This is a genomic window from Sphingomonas zeae (genome assembly GCF_014197135.1).
GTDB classification, from domain to species: Bacteria; Pseudomonadota; Alphaproteobacteria; order Sphingomonadales; family Sphingomonadaceae; genus Sphingomonas; species Sphingomonas zeae.
Genome location: NZ_JACIFA010000001.1, coordinates 345,298 through 362,669 on the forward strand (window position 1 = coordinate 345,298; position 17,372 = coordinate 362,669).

The following is a 17,372-nucleotide window of genomic DNA, read 5'->3' on the forward strand; positions in this document are numbered from 1 at the left end:
GCCATGCGCTTCTTCCAACCCCTGCTTGCCGGAGCCACGCTGTCCGGTCGTCTGCTCGCCTGTGTCGGGGCGGTCATCGGGATCGCCCTGACCATCATCGTCTGCGGCGGTCTGCCAGCACTCGGTCCCGACCTGCCGATCATCGTCGCGCCGCTGGGCGCTTCGGCGGTGCTGGTCTTCGCGGTGCCCGCCAGTCCGCTGGCCCAGCCCTGGTCGGTGGTCGGCGGCAATGTCCTGTCCACGCTCGTCGGGGTGGCGATGTTCCAGGCCATCCCCTCGCTGCCGCTGGCGGCGGGGTGCGCAGTAGGGGGCGCGATCCTGGTCATGTCGCTGGCACGCTGCCTGCATCCGCCGGGCGGCGCGGCCGCGCTGACCGCCGTCATCGGCAGCCAGGGCATCCATGCGGCCGGCTTTTCCTTCGCCTTCGCGCCGGTGGCGATCAACTCAATCGCGCTGGTGGCGCTGGGCATGTTCTTCCACCGGGCGACGGGGCGGAGCTATCCCCATGAACCCGCGCTCGCCCCGCCCGGCGGCGATGCCTCGCGCATCCGGCCGGAGGATGTCGACGCCGCGCTGGAGGATATGCACGAGAGCTTCGATATTGCGCGCGAGGATCTGGACATGCTGCTCGCCCATGCCGAGCGCCATGCCCGGGCAAGGGCCACCCCTCGTTCACGCTGAGCGAAGCCGAAGCGCACGAGCGAACCTTCGCCTGAAGCCAATAAAAAAGCCCGCCCCTCGCAACGAGGGGCGGGCCTTTCCGTCAAACGATCACACCGATCAGCGATATTTGCCGCTGAACGACACGCCGATGATGCGCGGTTCGTTGAACACCGCCGCCATATAGTTCTCGATCACGCCCTTGAGGTTCTTCTCGTTCGTGATGTTGCGGGCGAAGACCGACAGGCTCCAGTCGTCGTTCGGCGCGGAATAGCCGATGCTCAGGCCGCCCTCGAAATTGCCGTTCGCGGTGAACTCCTTGGTCCGGTACAGGACGAAGTTGGTGTAGCCCTGCAGGTTCCAGTCGGTCGAGATGAACGCCTTGCCGCCATCCGCCAGCGGCATGTCGTACTTGGCCGCCAGGTTGACGTTGTACTCGGGCGCGTTGGGCAGCGGGTTGCCGTTGATCGGCACGAAGAACGCCCTGGAGCCGAAGATCGTGCGCGTCGTCACCGGGCCGTTCAGCACGGTGCAGACCATCACGCCGTTCAGGCCGCAGGTCTGGACGCTGACGTTACGGTCGCGGATTTCGGAGTGGAGCAGGCTGACGCCCGCCGACAGCGCCAGATTGCGCACCGGCAGCCACTGCGCATCGGCTTCCAGACCATAGGCGACCGCCTTGTCGGCGTTGAGCAGCACGCCGTTGCCGTCCGAATCATTGCCGTTCAGCTGGATGTTCTTCACGCGATAGGCAAAGGCCGCCGCGTTCAGGCGCAGCGTGTTGTCGAACAGCTTCGACTTGAAGCCGGTTTCGAACGACAGGTTCGTTTCCGAACCAGCGGTCGAGAAGTCCGAGTTGAACACCGCCGAACGACCCTGAATGGTCGGGCCACGGAAGCCCTGCGCCGCACGGACATAGACGTTCAGGTTCGGATTGACCTCATACATGGCCGACAGGTCCCAGCTCGGCTGGGTGTCCGACAGGCGCACGTCGCGGCGACCGCGATAGGTGGAGACACCGGCGGCACTGTCGGCAGTGCGCAGCAGCTGGGTCCGCTTGGTATCCTCGCTGACCCGGCCGCCAGCGGTCAGGGTCAGGCGATCGGTCGCCCGGTAGCTGACCTGACCAAAGGCGCCCCAGGAGGTGTTGACGTTGTGCAGGCGCACCCAGTTGTTCGGATTGGCCCCGATCAGATAGGCGCGCTGGTAGAAGTCGGTGATGTCGCGGCTGTCGAAATAGATGCCGCCCAGCTGCCACTTGAAGGCGCCGCTGCCGGTCGAGGCGAGGCGGACCTCCTGCGTCCACTGGTCGAGGCCCCGGACCTGACCCTGGCTCAGGCCATAGCCATTCGGCACGCCGTTCACCGGGAAGTTGGTCGCGGCGCCGCCATCGGTATCGCCCCGGCTGTAGCCCGCGGTCGTCTCATAGGCAGTGATCGAGGTCAGCTCGGCCCCGCCCATGTCCCACGCGGCGCGCAGCGAGGTTCCTTGCGTGTCATAGGACTGCGGGTTGTCGCGGCCTTCGTCATAGGCGACCTGGTCGCGCGGCTCGGCCGACACGTCGCGCGAGCCCTTCTTGAGCGCAGCCCGATGGAACAGCGTCGAGGTGCCGTCATACCAGCGGGCATGGCCCGACAGGTTGAACGACAGCGTGTCGGTCGGCGTGAGGAGCAACTGGAGTCGCACGTCGCGCTCGGTGAAGCCGCCCATGGCGTCCTTCTTCGGGGTCAGCGTGCCGTCGGCGCTGGGACCGGAATAGACATTGTCGACCCAGTTGTCGCGGTGCTGCACCAGCGCCGACAGGCGGAAGGCCAGTACGTCGCGGATCAGCGGGCCGCCGACACCCGCGTCCATGCTGATCGTGTTGTAGCTGCCGATCGAGGCGGTCGCGCGGCTCTGGAAGCTCTGGCTCGGCTTGATCGTGTCGAACTTGATGATGCCCGCGGTCGTGTTGCGACCGAACAGGGACCCTTGCGGCCCGCGCAGCACTTCCACCTGGTCGACGTCGAAGATCGGGTTCGACTTCAGCACGACATGCTCCAGGACGACATCGTCCTGAATGATCGACACGGGCTGCGACGCGCCGAGATAGAAGTCGATATTGCCCAGGCCGCGAATGTAGAAGCGCGGAAAGATACGGCCGGTGGTCGTCTCGGCGTACAGGCCGGGGACGCGGCCCGACAGCGCCAGAATGTCCTCACCACCCTGCTGGAAAGCGCGCAGGTTCGACCCGCTGACCACGCCGACCGACACCGGCACACGGTTCAGGCTTTCCGAACGGCGCTCGGCGGTGACGACGACATCGCCCAGGCCCTGCTGCTCGTCCGTCGCAGCGGCGGCGGTGGCCGCACCCTGGTCTGCGGCGGTCTGCGCCATGGCTGGCACAGTCGCCAGCGTTCCCCACGCAGCGCCCAGCAGCGCCGCGGTCTTGATAACCGATTTCATATGTTCCCCACGCTCCGGCGGGCGGTTCGTGCCGCCCGACTGATTGGTTTATCCCGGTGAGGCGGGCCGTTAGAGGCGCATTATGGCGCTTGCGTGACAGAGGTGATGCGGCAAAACCACAGTGGCATGTGAAATCACCATCGGGATCCGGTCATGCCTGCGTCATGCATTCGGTGATCGCGGCATCAGCGGGCACCCGGGGCCTCCCCGAGGGTTGGTGTCACATAGTTGTAACCCAGTTTTGCTTGACGTGGTGCCTGCGTCTGGTCAGGGGGGCGGCATTCGTGCCATCCTCGGTTCATGACCCTTTCACGGTCCGGCGCTTCGCCGTGGCCCGATCGGCCATGGCTAGAAGACGTGTACGCTATCGGATCACTATCGGGGTTTACCGACTGATGTTCGCCTGGTTCCAACGCCTCCTGCCGAAGACGGGAAATTTCTTCGAGCTGTTCGAGGCGCAAGCCGCCACCATCCTTGCGGGGGCCGAAGCCACCGTCCGGCTGTTCGACAGCCAGGGCAATACCGCAGACGAAATCGCCGTCGTCGCCGCGCGCGAGCATGACGCCGACGAGATCACGCGCCAGGTGCTGACCTCGGTCCGCTCGACCTTCCTGACGCCGTTCGACCGCGCCGCCATCACCTCGCTGATCGGATCGATGGACGACACGATCGACGAGATGCACGCCGCCGCCACCGCGATCGGCCTGTACCGGCTGACCAGCTTCGCGCCCGAAATGCGCGAGATGGCGGCGGTAGCGGTCGAAGCGGCCAAGCTGACCGTCGAGGCGATGCCGTTGATGCGCGACGTCGCACGCAACGGCGACCGCCTGCACGCGCTGACCGAGGAACTGGTCCGGCTGGAGGGCCGTGCCGACGAGATGCACGCGGCGGGACTGAAGCGCACGCTGGACGAATGCGGCGAGCGCGACACGCTGCGCTTCGTCATCGAAAAGGAAGTGTACAAGCATCTGGAGCGCATCCTCGACGCGTTCGAGGATGTCGCCGACGAGATCGACGGCATCGTCATCGATCACGCCTGAGGCGGCGGCAATGCACGAACTCGCCTTTCCGCTGCTCGCTGGCCTGATCCTGGTCGCGCTGGCCTTCGACTATCTCAACGGCCTGCACGACGCGGCCAATTCGATCGCGACCGTGGTGGCGACCCGGCTGTTGTCGCCGGTCGCGGCGGTCGGTTTCGCGGCCTTCTTCAACTTCGCCGCCTATTTCCTGACCGTCGCCTTTCCCAGCCTGCACAAGGTGGCGGAGACCGTCGGCAAGGGGTTGATCGACCAGGACGTGGTGACGCCCGCCGTCATCTTCGGCGCACTGGGCGGGGCGATGGCGTGGAACGTCATCACCTGGCTGCGCGGTATCCCGTCGTCGTCCAGCCATGCGCTGGTCGGTGGGCTGGTCGGCGCCGGCGTCGCCCATGCTGGCATGGGCGCGGTGAAGTGGGCAGGACTCAACAAGACGCTGCTCGCCATCGTACTGTCGCCGATGCTGGGCATGATGCTGGCAATGCTGGTCATGCTGCTGAGCAGCTGGGCGCTTCGCCGCTCGACGGCCGGGCAGGCGGAGCGCAGCTTTCGGGCGATGCACCTCGTCTCCTCGGCCGCCTATTCGCTCAGCCACGGGCTGAACGATGCGCAGAAGACGATGGGGATCATCACCGTCCTCCTCTATTCGACCGGCCGCCTGACCGGCCCGTTCGAGGTGCCGCATTGGGTCGCCATCTCCTGCTATGTCGCGATGGCGCTGGGCACCATGACCGGCGGCTGGAAGATCATCGAGACGATGGGCAGCCGCATCACCAAGCTGTCGCAGCATCAGGGGTTCAGCGCCTCGACGGCGGGCTCGATCGTGATCTTCTGCGCCTCGGCACTGGGAATTCCGGTGTCGACGACGCACACCATCACCGGCTCGATCATCGGGGCGGGTGTCGCGCGGCGTGCCTCGGCGGTGCGCTGGGGCGTGGCGGGCAATGTGGTGATCGCCTGGATCATCACCATCCCGGCCTCCGCCGTAATGGGGGCGGGGTTCTACCTGCTAACCCGGTTGTTCTGACGAAGGGGGAGGGCCGGGGCTCTCCCCTTTTTTTATGATCCTCCCCGGTACGGGGAGGTGGCAGGCCGCAGGCCTGACGGAGGGGGGCTTCCTCATAGGTACTACCTAGCGGGACGCCCCCTCCACCATCCTTCGGATGGTCCCCCTCCCCGTGCCGGGGAGGATTATTCTATCATCACGACCCGGTAACCGGCCCGCCAGCGGCCTGGAACAGCGCGACCGTATCGGTCATCCGCGCCGCCTTGGCCTGAATCAGCTGGGCGCGGGCCTGTGCGTCCGTCGCGGTGGCGTTGAGCAGTTGCAGCGTGCCCACATCGCCCAGCGCCAGCTGCCGCCGTGCGAAGGTCAGCGCCTGGCCTGCCGCGTTGCTCGCCCGCTGCGCCGCGTCCAGTGCCTGTGCGTCGGTCGCAAGGCCGGTCAGCGAGTCCGCGACATTGCCGAACGCCTGGAGCACCGCCGCGCGGTACTGCGCCTTGGCCCCCTCCAGCGCGGCCTCCGCCGCCTTTTGCTGATGGCGCAGCGCATTGGCATGGAACAGCGGCTGGGTGATGCCGCCGAGCAGCGCCCAGAAGGGGTTGCCGCTCTTGAACATGTCGCCGAAATCCTGCGCCGAGCCACCGGCATTGGCCGATAGCTGGATGCTGGGCAGCCGCGCGGCGATGGCGGCACCGACATCGGCCCCGGCACCCTGCAACTGCGCGGCCGCCGCCAGCACGTCTGGGCGGCGATGGACCAGCTCGGACGGGACGATCGCGGGCAGCTCGGTCGGCAGATTGAGCTGCGACAGTTCGGGCAGCGGCGGCAAGGCCGACCCCGCCGGACGGCCGATCAGCGTCGCGATGACGGTGCGCTGGGCGGCCTCGGCGCGGACCAGCGGGGGCAGGGCGCCCTCGGCGGTGGCGAGCGCGGCCTGTTGAGTGGCCACGTCGGACGCGCCCACCGCACCCAGCCGCTGGCGCTGTTGCAGCGCGGACAGGATGTCGCGGTTGACCTGCACGGCGGTCTGCGCGGCGGCGACCTGTTCGGCCAGGCTCGCCCGCTCGATCAGCGCGGTGACGAGGTTGGCCGCCACCGTCATCCGCGCCGCATCCAGCTGATGCCGCTCGACCTCGGCGCGCGCGACGGCGGAGCGGACCTGCGCCCGGTTGCCGCCGAACGCATCGACGTCATAAGAGACGCTGACCTGCGCGGTGTGCAGCGTATAGAGTTGCTGGTTCTGGTTGGCGACCGCCGGGGACAGCGCGTTGGACACGCGGGTCCGCTGAACATTGTAGTTCAGCCCGCCCTGCGGAAACAGCAGCGTGCCGCGCGTCGCCCGGGCCTGTTCCTGCGCCTGTCGCAGCGAGGCTTCGGCGACCGCGACATCATTGTTGTGCGCCAATGCCTCGGCGACCAGCGCGTCGAGCTGGGCATTGCCGAAAGCGTGCCACCATTCGGGCGCGACGGTGGCGGACACCGTCTGGGCCGGGCCACTCGCGGGGGCGATCACCGGCGCCGGGGCGAGGGGGGGCAGGCTGGCATGGGCGTCCAGGTCGTGCGGGCCGACGGCGCAGGCCGAAACGCACGCCAGCAAAGGCAGGGTCAGGAAACGCTTCATGCCGGAACCCCGGGTTCAGAGGTGGTGGTATCGCCCTGGTCGTCGACCATCGGGTCATGCTTCTTCTTGCGCTGCGATAGCGGCAGGCGGACCGAATAGCGGCTGATGAGCACCGGCAGGACCAGCAGGATCAGCAACGGGGCCAGCGTCATGCCGCCGACCACGACCAGCGCGAGCGGCTTTTGCACCTGGCTGCCAATGCCGTGCGACAGCGCGGCGGGTAGCAGGCCGATCGCCGCGACCAGACAGGTCATGACGACGGGCCGCAGGCTGTTCTTGACGGTGGTGGCCAGCGCGTTCTCGCGAGGCGCGCCTTCGTCGATCGCATTGTTGAAGGTGGTGACGACCAGGATCCCGTCCATCACCGCGATCCCGAACAAGGCCACGAAGCCGATCGCCGCCGAGATGCTGAACGCCGTTCCGGTCAGGGCCAGCGCCAGCACGCCGCCCACGATCGCCATCGGGATCGCGGAGAAGGCGAGCAGGCTGTCGCGCATCGAGCCGAAATTCGCATAGAGCAGCAGCAGGATGAGCACGAGGCTGATCGGCACCACGATCTCCAGCCGCGAGATGGCGTTCTTCAGGTTATCCAGCTCGCCCGCCCATTCCAGGTGATAGCCCGGCGGCAGGTGGACATTCTGGTTGATCCGCGACCGCGCCTCCTCGACCGCGCCGCCCAGATCGCGGCCACGCACCGAGAATTTGATCGGGACGTAACGCTCCTGATGCTCGCGATAGATGAACGAGGCACCGCTGGTCAGCTTGACGTTCGCCACTTCGGACAGCGGCACCTGGATGGTCCCGTTGCCGTCGGGCGAGGGCGCGCCGATGGTGATGTTGCGCACCGACTCCAGCGAATCGCGCTGCTTGGGCTGCAAGCGCACGATGATCGGGAAATGGCGGTCGGTGCCGGGCTCGTAGAGGTCGGCGGGTGACTGGCCGCCAATGGCGGCGGCGACGGTGGCGTTGATGTCGTCGGGGGTCAGGCCATAGCGCGCGGCCTTGGCGCGATCGACATCGATGCGCACGGTCGGCTGGCCCAGAATCTCGAACACGCCGAGATCCTCGATGCCCTTCACCTTGGCCATCTGCGCCTTGATCTGGTTGGCCAGCTTTTCCAGCGTGACCAGATCGGGGCCGAACAGTTTGATCGAATTGGCACCCTTCACGCCCGAAGCGGCCTCTTCGACATTATCCTCGATGATCTGCGAGAAGGAGAAGTCGACCCCGGGATATTTGGTCGCCAGCCGCTTCGACAGTTCGTCGATCAGCTTCTCCTTGGTCATGCCGCTCGGCCAGGTGTCGAACGGTTTCAAAGGCACAAAGAACTCGACGTTGAAGAAGCCGGTCGCATCGGTGCCGTCGTCCGGGCGGCCATGCGCGGACAGGACCGCCGTGGTCTCCGGGTAGGACGCGATGATCTTGCGCACCTCGTTGGTCACCTTCTCGCCCGCCTCGAGACTGATCGAGGAGGGGAGGGTGGCGCGGATGTACATATTGCCTTCTTCGAGATGCGGCAGGAACTCGATGCCCAGCGAGCGCACGCCGACGACCGCCAGACCCATCATCAGCACCGCGCCGCCGATCGTCACCACCTTGTTGCGCAGCGCGAAGGACGCGGCGGGCTCATAGACGCGGCGTAGCTTGCCGACGATGAACGTCTCGGTCTCGGCCAGCTTGTCCGGCAGCAGCAGCGTCGACAACACGGGTGCGACGGTGAAGGTCGCGAGCAGGCCGCCGCTGATCGCATAGGCATAGGTCTTGGCCATCGGGCCGAAGATATGGCCCTCCACCCCGGTCAGGGTGAACAGCGGCAGGAAGCTGGCGATGATGATCGCGGCGGCGAAGAAGATGCCGCGGCTGACCTCGCTGGACGCGCCCAGCACCGCGCCAAAGCGGCTGGCCATGGTGTAATGGCCCTTGCCGCTCTCCACGGCGGCCGATCGTTCCACCATGTGGCGGAAGATATTCTCCACCATGATGACGCAGGCATCGACCACCAGGCCGAAGTCGAGCGCACCGACCGACAGCAGGTTCGCACTCTCCCCCTGCAACACCAGGATCAGGATCGCAAAGGCCAGTGCGAAGGGGATGGTCGCCGCCACGATGATCGCCGAGCGCAGATTGCCGAGGAACAGCCACTGCAGCGCGAAGATCAGCAGGATGCCCACCACCATGTTTTCCATGACGGTGTGGATGGTCAGGTTGATGAGGTCGGAGCGGTCGTAGATGCGCTCCAAATGGACGCCGGGGGGCAGGACGCCGCTGTCGTTGATATTGGCGACCTCGGCCTGCACGGCCTTGATCGTTGGCATCGACTGGGCACCGCGCTGCATCAGGACGATGCCCTGCACGATGTCGTCGTCGTTATTATACCCGGCGATGCCCATGCGCGGCGCGTTGCCGACCTTGACGGTGGCGACGTCCTTGATGAGCACGGGCGTGCCGCCCGCCTCGCCGACCAGCACGTTCTCGATGGCGTTCGGCGACTGGATCAGGCCGATGCCGCGCACGATCGCGGCCTGTTCGCCGAAATTGATCGTCTGGCCGCCGACATTGCCGTCGCTCTTCGACAGCGCCGCCAGCACCTGCGCCACGGTCACGCCGTGTGCGGTCAGCCGGTTCTGGTCGATCACCACGTCATAGGCGCGCAGCTTGCCGCCCCAGCCGGTGACGTCGATCACGCCCGGAATCCGCTTGAACCGGCGCTGGAGCACCCAGTCCTGCAACGTCTTCAGGTCCATCACCGAATAGCCCTTGGGCGCGACGATGCGGTAGCGATAGATCTCACCCACCGGCGAGGTCGGCGACAGCGTCGGCTGTGCCCCACCGGCCAGCGGGGGCAGCTGCGACAGGCGGTTGATGACCTGCTGCTTGGCCTGTTCGTTGGTATAATCGTAAGTGAACTGGATCTTGATGTCGGACAGGCCGAACAGGCTGATCGCGCGGATCGCGGTCATATGCGGGATGCCCGCCATCTGGACCTCGATCGGGATGGTGACGTTGCGCTCCATCTCCTCGGCCGACAGACCCTGGGTCTGGGTGATGACCTCGACCATCGGCGGAACGGGATCGGGATAGGCTTCGATGTTGAGGTTGATGAAGCCGATGACGCCAGCGACGATCATCGCAAAGAACAGGCCGACGATCAGCAGTCGCTGACGCAGCGCAAAGTCGACGATGCGGTTCATTATTCGCCGATCCCCGCTTCGTTGACGAACAGCGCGCCCGAGGTGACGATCTTCTCGCCCGGCTTCAGGCCGGAGGTGATCGTGACCAGGCCACCCGCGGAGTCGCCGGTCGTCACGTCGCGCGCGACCAGCAGGCCGTCGGGACGCATGATCCAGACGCGGGCATTGTCGCCTTCATGGATGACGGCGGCGGCGGGGACGCGGATCGCCTCGCCCGCGTTCAGATGGCGAATCGCAAAGCTGGCGAACATCTGCGGCTTCAGCGCCTTGTCCGGGTTGGGGATCGAGGCGCGAACGGGCAGGCGGTGGGTTTCGGGATCCAACGCGGCACCAACCAGATCGATGGTCGCGTGGAAGACGCGGCCCGGCACGGCGGGCGTCGTCACCTCGACCGGATCGCCGACGCGGACATTCTCGGCATCGCTCTCGGCCACTTGAGCCACCAGCCAGACGCGCGACGGGTCGGTGATGGTCATCACCGGCTTGTCGCCGCCCTGCGAGACATATTGCCCCGGCGCGACATCGCGCGACGCGACGACGCCGCTGATCGGCGCGACCAGCGTGGTGATGTCATGAATGCCGGCGCCCTGACCGGAATTCTCCAGCCGGTTGATCTCGCCCTGCGACTTGCCGAGGATCGCCAGCTTGTCGCGCGCCGCGCCCAGCGAGGCGGCGGCGGTGCGGGCGGTCGCCTGTGCCGCGGCGAGGTCGGCCTTGGCCTGCTGATAATCCTTCAGCGCGCCGCCTGCGGTCTCATAGATTTGCTGCTGGCGGTCGGCGTTGCGCTGCGCCGCGACCAGTTGCGCCTGCGCGTTCTGGTACGCGGCGCGGGCCGAAAAGAGCCCCGAGCGGGCATCGACGAAGTCGCTCGTCTTGATGAGCAGCAGCGGCTGGCCCTGGCGCACCACCTGGCCCGCATCGGCCAGCACCCGCACCACCTGGCCCGCATAGGGCATCAGCACCGGCGTCGAGCGGGTGCCGTCGGCGGTGATCGCACCTGTCGCCACGGTCTGCGCCCCCGACGCGCCCAAGCCGACGCGCATGGTCGGCATCGCGTCCAACTGCTCCTTGGACAGGCGCAGCGTGCCCGGCGGCGGCGGCGGTGGCGGCGTTTCCTCCTTATGCGTCAGCTTGCCAATGACCGTGAACAGGATCAGCGCCCCGATCAGCACGGCGGCGGCTATGCCAACCCAGCGCCATTGCTGCGCAGAGGAGAGGCGGCGGGTTTCGGGCAGCGTTGCGTCGGCGGGATTGACGTGCATCGGGCTCTTTCGGCGCAAGAAAGCGGATATTCGCTTGGCCGATAGGGGCAAACCCCTGACGCACGACTTACGGGTTCCTTACGAGACGTTCATGATGGAGAGCGGCTGAAGCCGCCAAAAATCCGCGAAAAATGCCCTATTGCCCGTATTTCAAAGCCTTGGGGGGCGGGCCTGCGGGATGACCACCCTGTCACCTTCGAGGAACAAATTTCGCCGTTCGTCGTTCGAAACCAACGGTTCGACATAAGGGAGGGTATAAGATGGCCAGTCACATGCCGCCGCCACGGATTTCTGACATGCCGCGCGAGCAGCGTCTGGATGCGCTCTATCGGCGCGCCGCCGAGGATCGTGCCCGCTATATGGCGATGCGCACCCGCAAGTCCGGCCTGCTCGACCGGTTGTTACACCTGTTCTGATTGGGTCCGCCGCGCCGATCAGCGCGCGGCACGACGTGTACGCCGCCGCGGCAATGGACGGGGGCGTAACCGCTTTTCGCGCCGCATGTCGCTGTGACCGATGGCGATCAGGATGATGACGAGCGAGGACAGCGCCGACACGGTCAACCAGATTTCCACCAGCGCGCCTGCCATGCCGTCTCCCCTGTCTCGAACCGCGCCAACGCGCTTGCCCGCGATCCGATCCCCGGAAACTCTGCAATAGGCCTTGGTCAGGCCGCGCACGGCGCGATATAGCTTCCGGCCATGATCCGATCCGATCGCCGATCCTGGCCGCTGGCGATATGGCTGGCCCTGTTGTCCGGTTATGTCGATGCGATCGGATTTCAGCAACTCGGTGGCTATTTCGTTTCGTTCATGAGCGGCAACGGCACGATGCTGGCGGTCCGGCTGGTCGCGCCGCATGAGCCCGTGTCGGGTGCGGTGGCGGTGCTGGCGATGCTGCTGGCGCTATTCGTCGCGGGCGTACTGGTCGGCACGCTGATCCGGCTGGCGCTGCCTCGTATTGGGCAGGTGGCGGTGCTGCTGCTGGTCGCCTTGCTGTTGGGCGGCGTCGCGGTGCTGGGCCGATGGGCCGCCCCGGCCATGGTGCTGGCGATGGGAGCGACCAACGCCACTTTCGAGCGCGACGGCGAGGTCAGCATCGGCGTCACCTATATGACCGGCACGCTCGTCAAGATCGGACAGCATCTGGCGCAGACCATGGCGGGGCGGGAACGCTGGGCCTGGCTTCCCTATCTATTGTTATGGACCGGCTTTCTGGTCGGTGCGGGGCTGGGCGCGCTGGCCTTTCCGGTCTGGGGATTGGTTTCGCTGATAGCGGCGGTGATGGGGGCGCTGATCGCGGCGGGCGCGGCGTGGCGGCTCTGCCCGGCGGCCTGACGCAAGCGAAAGCAGCCTCGACGCCTTTTTGGCCGACCCGACTTGGATTTCACGCGCGAGCAATATAATTACAAGGGCGAGAGTCGGGCATCAGACCCGAAACAGGAGAGTTTATGCGCGTGATCGACCATTTGGTTGCTGGCGGACAGACCGCAACCAACGCCGCCGGAACCCGCCAGGGTGACGTGTTCGACCCCAATAGCGGTCAGGTTCAGGCCCGCGTGATGCTGGGCGACGCCGCGCTGCTCGAACGCGCCGTTGCCGCCGCGAGTGCCGCGCAACCAGGCTGGGCCGCGACCAACCCGCAGCGCCGGGCGCGCGTGATGTTCCGGTTCAAGGAACTGGTCGAGCAGAATATGGATGCGTTGGCGCATCTGCTCTCCTCCGAGCACGGCAAGGTGATTGCCGACGCAAAAGGCGACATCCAGCGCGGGCTGGAGGTGATCGAGTTCGCCTGCGGCATCCCCCACGCGCTGAAGGGCGAATATACCCAAGGCGCCGGGCCGGGCATCGACGTCTATTCGATGCGCATGCCACTGGGCATCGGCGCGGGAATCACGCCGTTCAACTTCCCCGCGATGATCCCGATGTGGATGTTCGGTGTCGCCATCGCCTGCGGCAACGCCTTCATCCTGAAACCCTCCGAGCGTGACCCCTCGGTCCCCGTCCGCCTCGCCGAGCTGATGCGCGAAGCGGGCGCGCCCGAGGGCATTTTGCAGGTCGTGCACGGCGACAAGGCGATGGTCGACGCGATCCTCGACCATCCCGCGATCAGCGCGGTCAGCTTCGTCGGCTCGTCCGACATCGCGCATTACGTCTATCGGCGCGGTGTCGAGGCGGGCAAGCGCGTCCAGGCGATGGGCGGCGCGAAGAACCACGGCATCGTGATGCCCGACGCCGATCTGGACCAGGTGGTCGCCGACTTGTCGGGCGCGGCCTTCGGCTCGGCGGGTGAGCGCTGCATGGCGCTGCCCGTGGTGGTGCCGGTCGGCGACAAGACGGCGGACGCGCTGCGCGAAAAGCTGATCCCCGCGATCGACGCGCTGCGGGTCGGCGTTTCGACCGATGCGCAGGCGCATTATGGCCCGGTCGTGAACGCGGCGCACAAACGCCGTGTCGAGGACTGGATCCAGACCGGCGTGGACGAAGGCGCCGAACTGGTCGTGGACGGGCGCGGCTTCAAGCTGCAGGGCTATGAGGAAGGCTTCTTCATCGGCCCGTCGCTGTTCGACCGGGTGACGCCCGCGATGCAGAGCTACAAGGAAGAAATCTTCGGTCCCGTCCTGCAGATCGTCCGCGCCCCCGATTTCGAGACGGCGGTGCGGCTGCCCAGCGAGCACCAATATGGCAACGGCGTCGCGATCTTCACCCGCAACGGCCACGCCGCGCGGGAATTCGCGGCAAGGGTCGAGGTGGGCATGGTGGGCATCAACGTGCCGATCCCGGTGCCGGTCGCCTATCACAGCTTCGGCGGTTGGAAGCGCTCGGCGTTCGGCGACGTGAACCAGCACGGCATGGAGGGCGTCCGCTTCTGGACCAAGGTGAAGACGGTGACCCAGCGCTGGCCCGATGGCTCGCCCGATGGCGGCAACGCGTTCGTCATCCCCACGATGGCCTAACAGCACGCCCCTCCCGTTTACGGGAGGGGATGGGGGAGGGCACGCCACAGGCGACGGTCTCGGTGAGACTCCCTGCCCTCCCCAAACCCCTCCCGCCTGCGGGAGGGGCTTAAAGAAGCGAGAGATTTCGATGACCCAATTCGACCTCACCGACGAACAGCGCGAGATTCAGGAGCTGGCGCGCCGCTTCACCGCCGATCGCATCACGCCCTTCGCGGCGGAGTGGGACGAGAAGCACATCTTCCCGCGCGAAACCATCAAGGCGGCCGCCGAGCTGGGCTTCGCGGCCATCTACGTGTCCGAGGAATCGGGCGGCATCGCGCTCGGACGGCTGGAGGCGGCGCTCATCATGGAGGCGATGGCCTATGGCTGTCCCTCGACCTCCGCCTTCATTTCGATCCACAATATGGCGTCATGGATGATCGACCGGTTCGGCGATGCGGATGTGAAGGGGCGTTACCTGCCCGATCTCGTCACCATGGAGCGCATGGCCAGCTATTGCCTGACCGAGCCGGGCTCGGGGTCCGACGCGGCCGCGCTCAAGACGCGGGCGGTGCGCGACGGCGATCATTATGTCGTTTCGGGCTCCAAGCAGTTCATCTCGGGCGGTGGCGAGAACGAGGTCTATGTCACCATGGTCCGTACCGGTGAGGAGGGGCCGAAGGGCATTTCCTGCCTGGTGATCGACAAGGACACCCCCGGCGTCTCGTTCGGCGCGAACGAGCGCAAACTAGGCTGGCATTCGCAGCCGACGCGGCAGGTGATGTTTGATAACGTCCGCGTGCCCGTCGCCAACCGGCTGGGCGCGGAAGGCGAGGGTTTTCGCATCGCGATGATGGGGCTGGACGGCGGGCGGCTGAACATCGGCGCCTGCTCGCTGGGCGGCGCGCAGCGCTGTCTCGACGAGTCCGTCGCTTACGTGAAGGACCGCCGCCAGTTCGGCAAGGCGATCGCCGAATTCCAGAACACCCAGTTTACCCTGGCCGACATGGCGACCGAGCTGGAGGCGGCGCGTGCGCTGCTCTATCTCGCCGCCGCCAAGGTGACGGGCAATGCACCCGACAAGACCCGCTTCGCCGCGATGGCCAAGCGACTGGCGACCGATACCGGATCGTCGGTGGTCGACCGGGCGCTGCAGCTGCATGGCGGGTACGGCTATCTGATGGACTATCCGATCGAGCGTTTCTGGCGCGACCTGCGCGTCCATTCGATCCTGGAGGGGACCAACCAGGTGATGCGGATGATCGTTGGGCGTGACTTGCTGAAGGACTGACGTTCCCTCCAAACGCAACCACCCCGGCCTTCGCCGGGGTGGAAGAAGAGAGTAAGGTATAGGCATGACCCAAGACCTGATCGTCACCCGCGAAGGCCCGGTCGGGCGACTGCGGCTCAACCGGCCCAAGGCGATCCACGCGCTGACCCGCGACATGTGCGAGGGCGTGTTGGCCGCCTTGGAGGACTGGCGCGGCGATCTGTCGATCGAGGCGGTCATCATCGACCATGCCGAGGGACGCGGTTTCTGCGCGGGCGGCGACATTCGCCTGCTTGCCGAAAGCGGGGCTGGCGACGGCGAGGCGGCGCGGGGCTTCTTCCACAGCGAATATCGGATGAACCACCGGCTGTTCACCTATGCCAAGCCGATCGTCGCGTTCATGGACGGCATCACCATGGGCGGCGGCGTCGGCATCTCGGCACCTGCGCGCTTCCGCATCGCGACCGAGAATACCCGGCTGGCTATGCCGGAGACGGGGATCGGCCTGTTCCCCGATGTCGGCGGCGGCTGGTATCTGTCGCGCCTGCCCGGGCGGATGGGCGAGTATCTGGCGCTGACCGGGCACCGGCTCGACGGGGCAGAGGCCTATGCGTTGGGGCTGGCCACCCACTACCTGTCCGCTGCCTCGCTCGACGAGGCCAAGGCTGCGATTGTGTCCGCGCCACAGGAAATCGCCGCGACGCTCGATCGGCTGTCTGTCCTTGCTCCGCAAGCGAAGATCATGGCGCACGCCGCCGAGATCGACCGGCTGTTCGCCACCGATACGCTGGAGGAGATCATCGAGGCGCTGGAGGCGGACGGCGGCGAATGGGCGACGCAGCAACTCGGCGTCCTTCGCACCAAATCGCCGCAAGCCTGCAAAGTGTCGCTACGTCTGCTGCGTGAGGGCAGGCTGACCACGGACTTCGCCGACGAAATGCGCCGCGAATATGGCGTCGCTGCCCATGTCGTACAGCGCCCGGATTTCGTCGAGGGCGTCCGCGCGCTGATCGTCGACAAGGACAATGCGCCGCGCTGGGACCCTGCCACGCCCGAGGGCGTGACCGACACGATGATCGACCATATCTTCGCAGCCCTTCCCGAGGGGCAGGCCTGGACTCCCGATGACCGCTGAAGAGGACGCCGCATGACCGAATACAACACCCTGATCGTCGAGCGCCGTGAGGCAGTGACCCTGGTGACGCTTAACCGGCCCCAGGCCTTGAACGCGCTCAATGCCGAGCTGCTGTCCGAGCTGCTGGACGTGATGCGCGCCTATGACGCCGATCCCGAACAGCGCTGCGCCGTCATCACCGGGTCGCCCAAGGCGTTCGCGGCGGGCGCGGACATCAAGGAGATGCAGGAGATGGACTTCGCCGCCATGTATGGCGGCAATCATTTTACCGGCTGGGACGACTTCACCCGCACCCGCAAGCCGATCATCGCGGCGGTCGCGGGCTATGCGCTGGGCGGCGGGTGCGAGCTGGCGATGATGTGCGACTTCATCCTCGCCGCCGACACCGCCAAGTTCGGCCAGCCGGAGATCAAGCTGGGCGTGACGCCGGGCATGGGCGGGTCGCAGCGCCTGGCTCATGCGGTCGGCAAGGCCAAGGCGATGGAGATGTGCCTGACCGGCCGGATGATGGACGCCGAGGAAGCCGAGCGCGCCGGCCTCGTCGCCCGCATCGTCCCCGCCGCCGATCTGGTCGAAGAGGCGCTGAAGACCGCCGCGACCATCGCGGGAATGGCCCCGCTCGCGGTCCGTGCGAACAAGGAGATGGTCAACGCCGCCTTCGACATGGGCCTGGCGCAGGGCGTGCAGTTCGAGCGGCGGCTGTTCCACGGCCTGTTCGGCTCGGCCGATCAGAAGGAGGGCATGGCAGCGTTCGTGGAAAAGCGCAGCCCCAACTGGACCAACGGCTGATGAGTCCCACGCCCCTCCCGC

At 66.6% G+C, this 17,372-nt stretch carries 14 protein-coding genes; 9 read left to right on the forward strand and 5 right to left on the reverse strand.

Going from position 1 to position 17,372, the window contains the following annotated elements; translation table 11 throughout:
• The first annotated feature begins 3 nt into the window (after positions 1-3).
• Positions 4-681: an HPP family protein gene (locus GGR45_RS01600; RefSeq protein WP_175313715.1), complete on the forward strand. Its 678-nt coding sequence runs from the start codon at positions 4-6 to the stop codon at positions 679-681.
• Between the two features lie 99 nt (positions 682-780).
• Here GGR45_RS01600 and GGR45_RS01605 read toward each other — a convergent pair whose 3' ends face one another.
• Positions 781-3,105 (reverse strand): TonB-dependent receptor, encoded by a 2,325-nt coding sequence (locus GGR45_RS01605; RefSeq protein ID WP_175313722.1) that lies wholly within the window; start codon positions 3,103-3,105, stop codon positions 781-783.
• Between the two features lie 395 nt (positions 3,106-3,500).
• On the opposite strand from GGR45_RS01605, the gene GGR45_RS01610 reads away from it, so the two are divergent.
• Together GGR45_RS01610 and GGR45_RS01615 are read left to right on the forward strand one after the other, a co-directional pair.
• On the forward strand, positions 3,501-4,145 hold the full coding sequence (locus GGR45_RS01610; RefSeq protein ID WP_175313724.1) for a DUF47 domain-containing protein: 645 nt from the start codon (positions 3,501-3,503) through the stop codon (positions 4,143-4,145).
• Positions 4,146-4,155: 10 nt separating this feature from the next.
• A complete protein-coding gene (locus tag GGR45_RS01615; RefSeq protein WP_175313725.1) occupies positions 4,156-5,169 on the forward strand; it encodes an inorganic phosphate transporter in 1,014 nt (337 codons plus the stop codon).
• 175 nt (positions 5,170-5,344) lie between these two features.
• On the opposite strand, the gene GGR45_RS01620 is transcribed toward GGR45_RS01615, so the two are convergent.
• From GGR45_RS01620 to GGR45_RS01630, 3 genes are read right to left on the reverse strand one after another with little or no spacing between them, the layout of a single operon-like run.
• A complete protein-coding gene (locus GGR45_RS01620; RefSeq protein WP_175313727.1) occupies positions 5,345-6,766 on the reverse strand; it encodes an efflux transporter outer membrane subunit in 1,422 nt (473 codons plus the stop codon).
• The gene (locus tag GGR45_RS01625) at positions 6,763-9,957 is read right to left on the reverse strand and encodes an efflux RND transporter permease subunit (protein WP_175313729.1); all 3,195 of its coding nucleotides are present in this window, start codon (positions 9,955-9,957) and stop codon (positions 6,763-6,765) included. Before GGR45_RS01625 ends, GGR45_RS01620 begins: the two co-directional genes overlap by 4 nt.
• On the reverse strand, positions 9,957-11,219 hold the full coding sequence (locus tag GGR45_RS01630) for an efflux RND transporter periplasmic adaptor subunit (protein ID WP_175313732.1): 1,263 nt from the start codon (positions 11,217-11,219) through the stop codon (positions 9,957-9,959). The genes GGR45_RS01625 and GGR45_RS01630 overlap by 1 nt, the downstream gene beginning before the upstream one ends.
• A gap of 260 nt (positions 11,220-11,479) precedes the next feature.
• Here GGR45_RS01630 and GGR45_RS01635 point away from each other — a divergent pair, with 260 nt between their 5' ends.
• On the forward strand, positions 11,480-11,635 hold the full coding sequence (locus GGR45_RS01635; RefSeq protein WP_175313734.1) for a hypothetical protein: 156 nt from the start codon (positions 11,480-11,482) through the stop codon (positions 11,633-11,635).
• A gap of 18 nt (positions 11,636-11,653) precedes the next feature.
• Here GGR45_RS01635 and GGR45_RS19515 read toward each other — a convergent pair whose 3' ends face one another.
• Positions 11,654-11,809 carry a hypothetical protein gene (locus tag GGR45_RS19515; RefSeq protein WP_175313736.1) on the reverse strand — a complete coding sequence of 52 codons (156 nt, stop codon included), beginning with the start codon at positions 11,807-11,809 and terminating at the stop codon, positions 11,654-11,656.
• Positions 11,810-11,920: 111 nt separating this feature from the next.
• On the opposite strand from GGR45_RS19515, the gene GGR45_RS01645 reads away from it, so the two are divergent.
• The 5 genes from GGR45_RS01645 to GGR45_RS01665 all read left to right on the forward strand — a co-directional run bounded on the left by GGR45_RS01645 (position 11,921) and on the right by GGR45_RS01665 (position 17,351).
• Positions 11,921-12,556, forward strand: coding sequence for a YoaK family protein (locus GGR45_RS01645; protein ID WP_175313737.1), 636 nt, complete (start codon positions 11,921-11,923; stop codon positions 12,554-12,556).
• Positions 12,557-12,669: 113 nt separating this feature from the next.
• The gene (locus GGR45_RS01650) at positions 12,670-14,175 is read left to right on the forward strand and encodes a CoA-acylating methylmalonate-semialdehyde dehydrogenase (RefSeq protein ID WP_175313739.1); all 1,506 of its coding nucleotides are present in this window, start codon (positions 12,670-12,672) and stop codon (positions 14,173-14,175) included.
• Between the two features lie 130 nt (positions 14,176-14,305).
• Complete coding sequence (locus GGR45_RS01655; RefSeq protein WP_175313748.1) at positions 14,306-15,448, forward strand: acyl-CoA dehydrogenase family protein; 1,143 nt, start codon at positions 14,306-14,308, stop codon at positions 15,446-15,448.
• Positions 15,449-15,512: 64 nt separating this feature from the next.
• Positions 15,513-16,562, forward strand: coding sequence for an enoyl-CoA hydratase/isomerase family protein (locus GGR45_RS01660; protein WP_175313750.1), 1,050 nt, complete (start codon positions 15,513-15,515; stop codon positions 16,560-16,562).
• A 12-nt stretch (positions 16,563-16,574) separates the two neighbouring features.
• Positions 16,575-17,351, forward strand: a complete 777-nt coding sequence (locus GGR45_RS01665; RefSeq protein WP_175313752.1) for an enoyl-CoA hydratase — start codon at positions 16,575-16,577, stop codon at positions 17,349-17,351.
• The last annotated feature ends 21 nt before the right edge of the window (positions 17,352-17,372 follow it).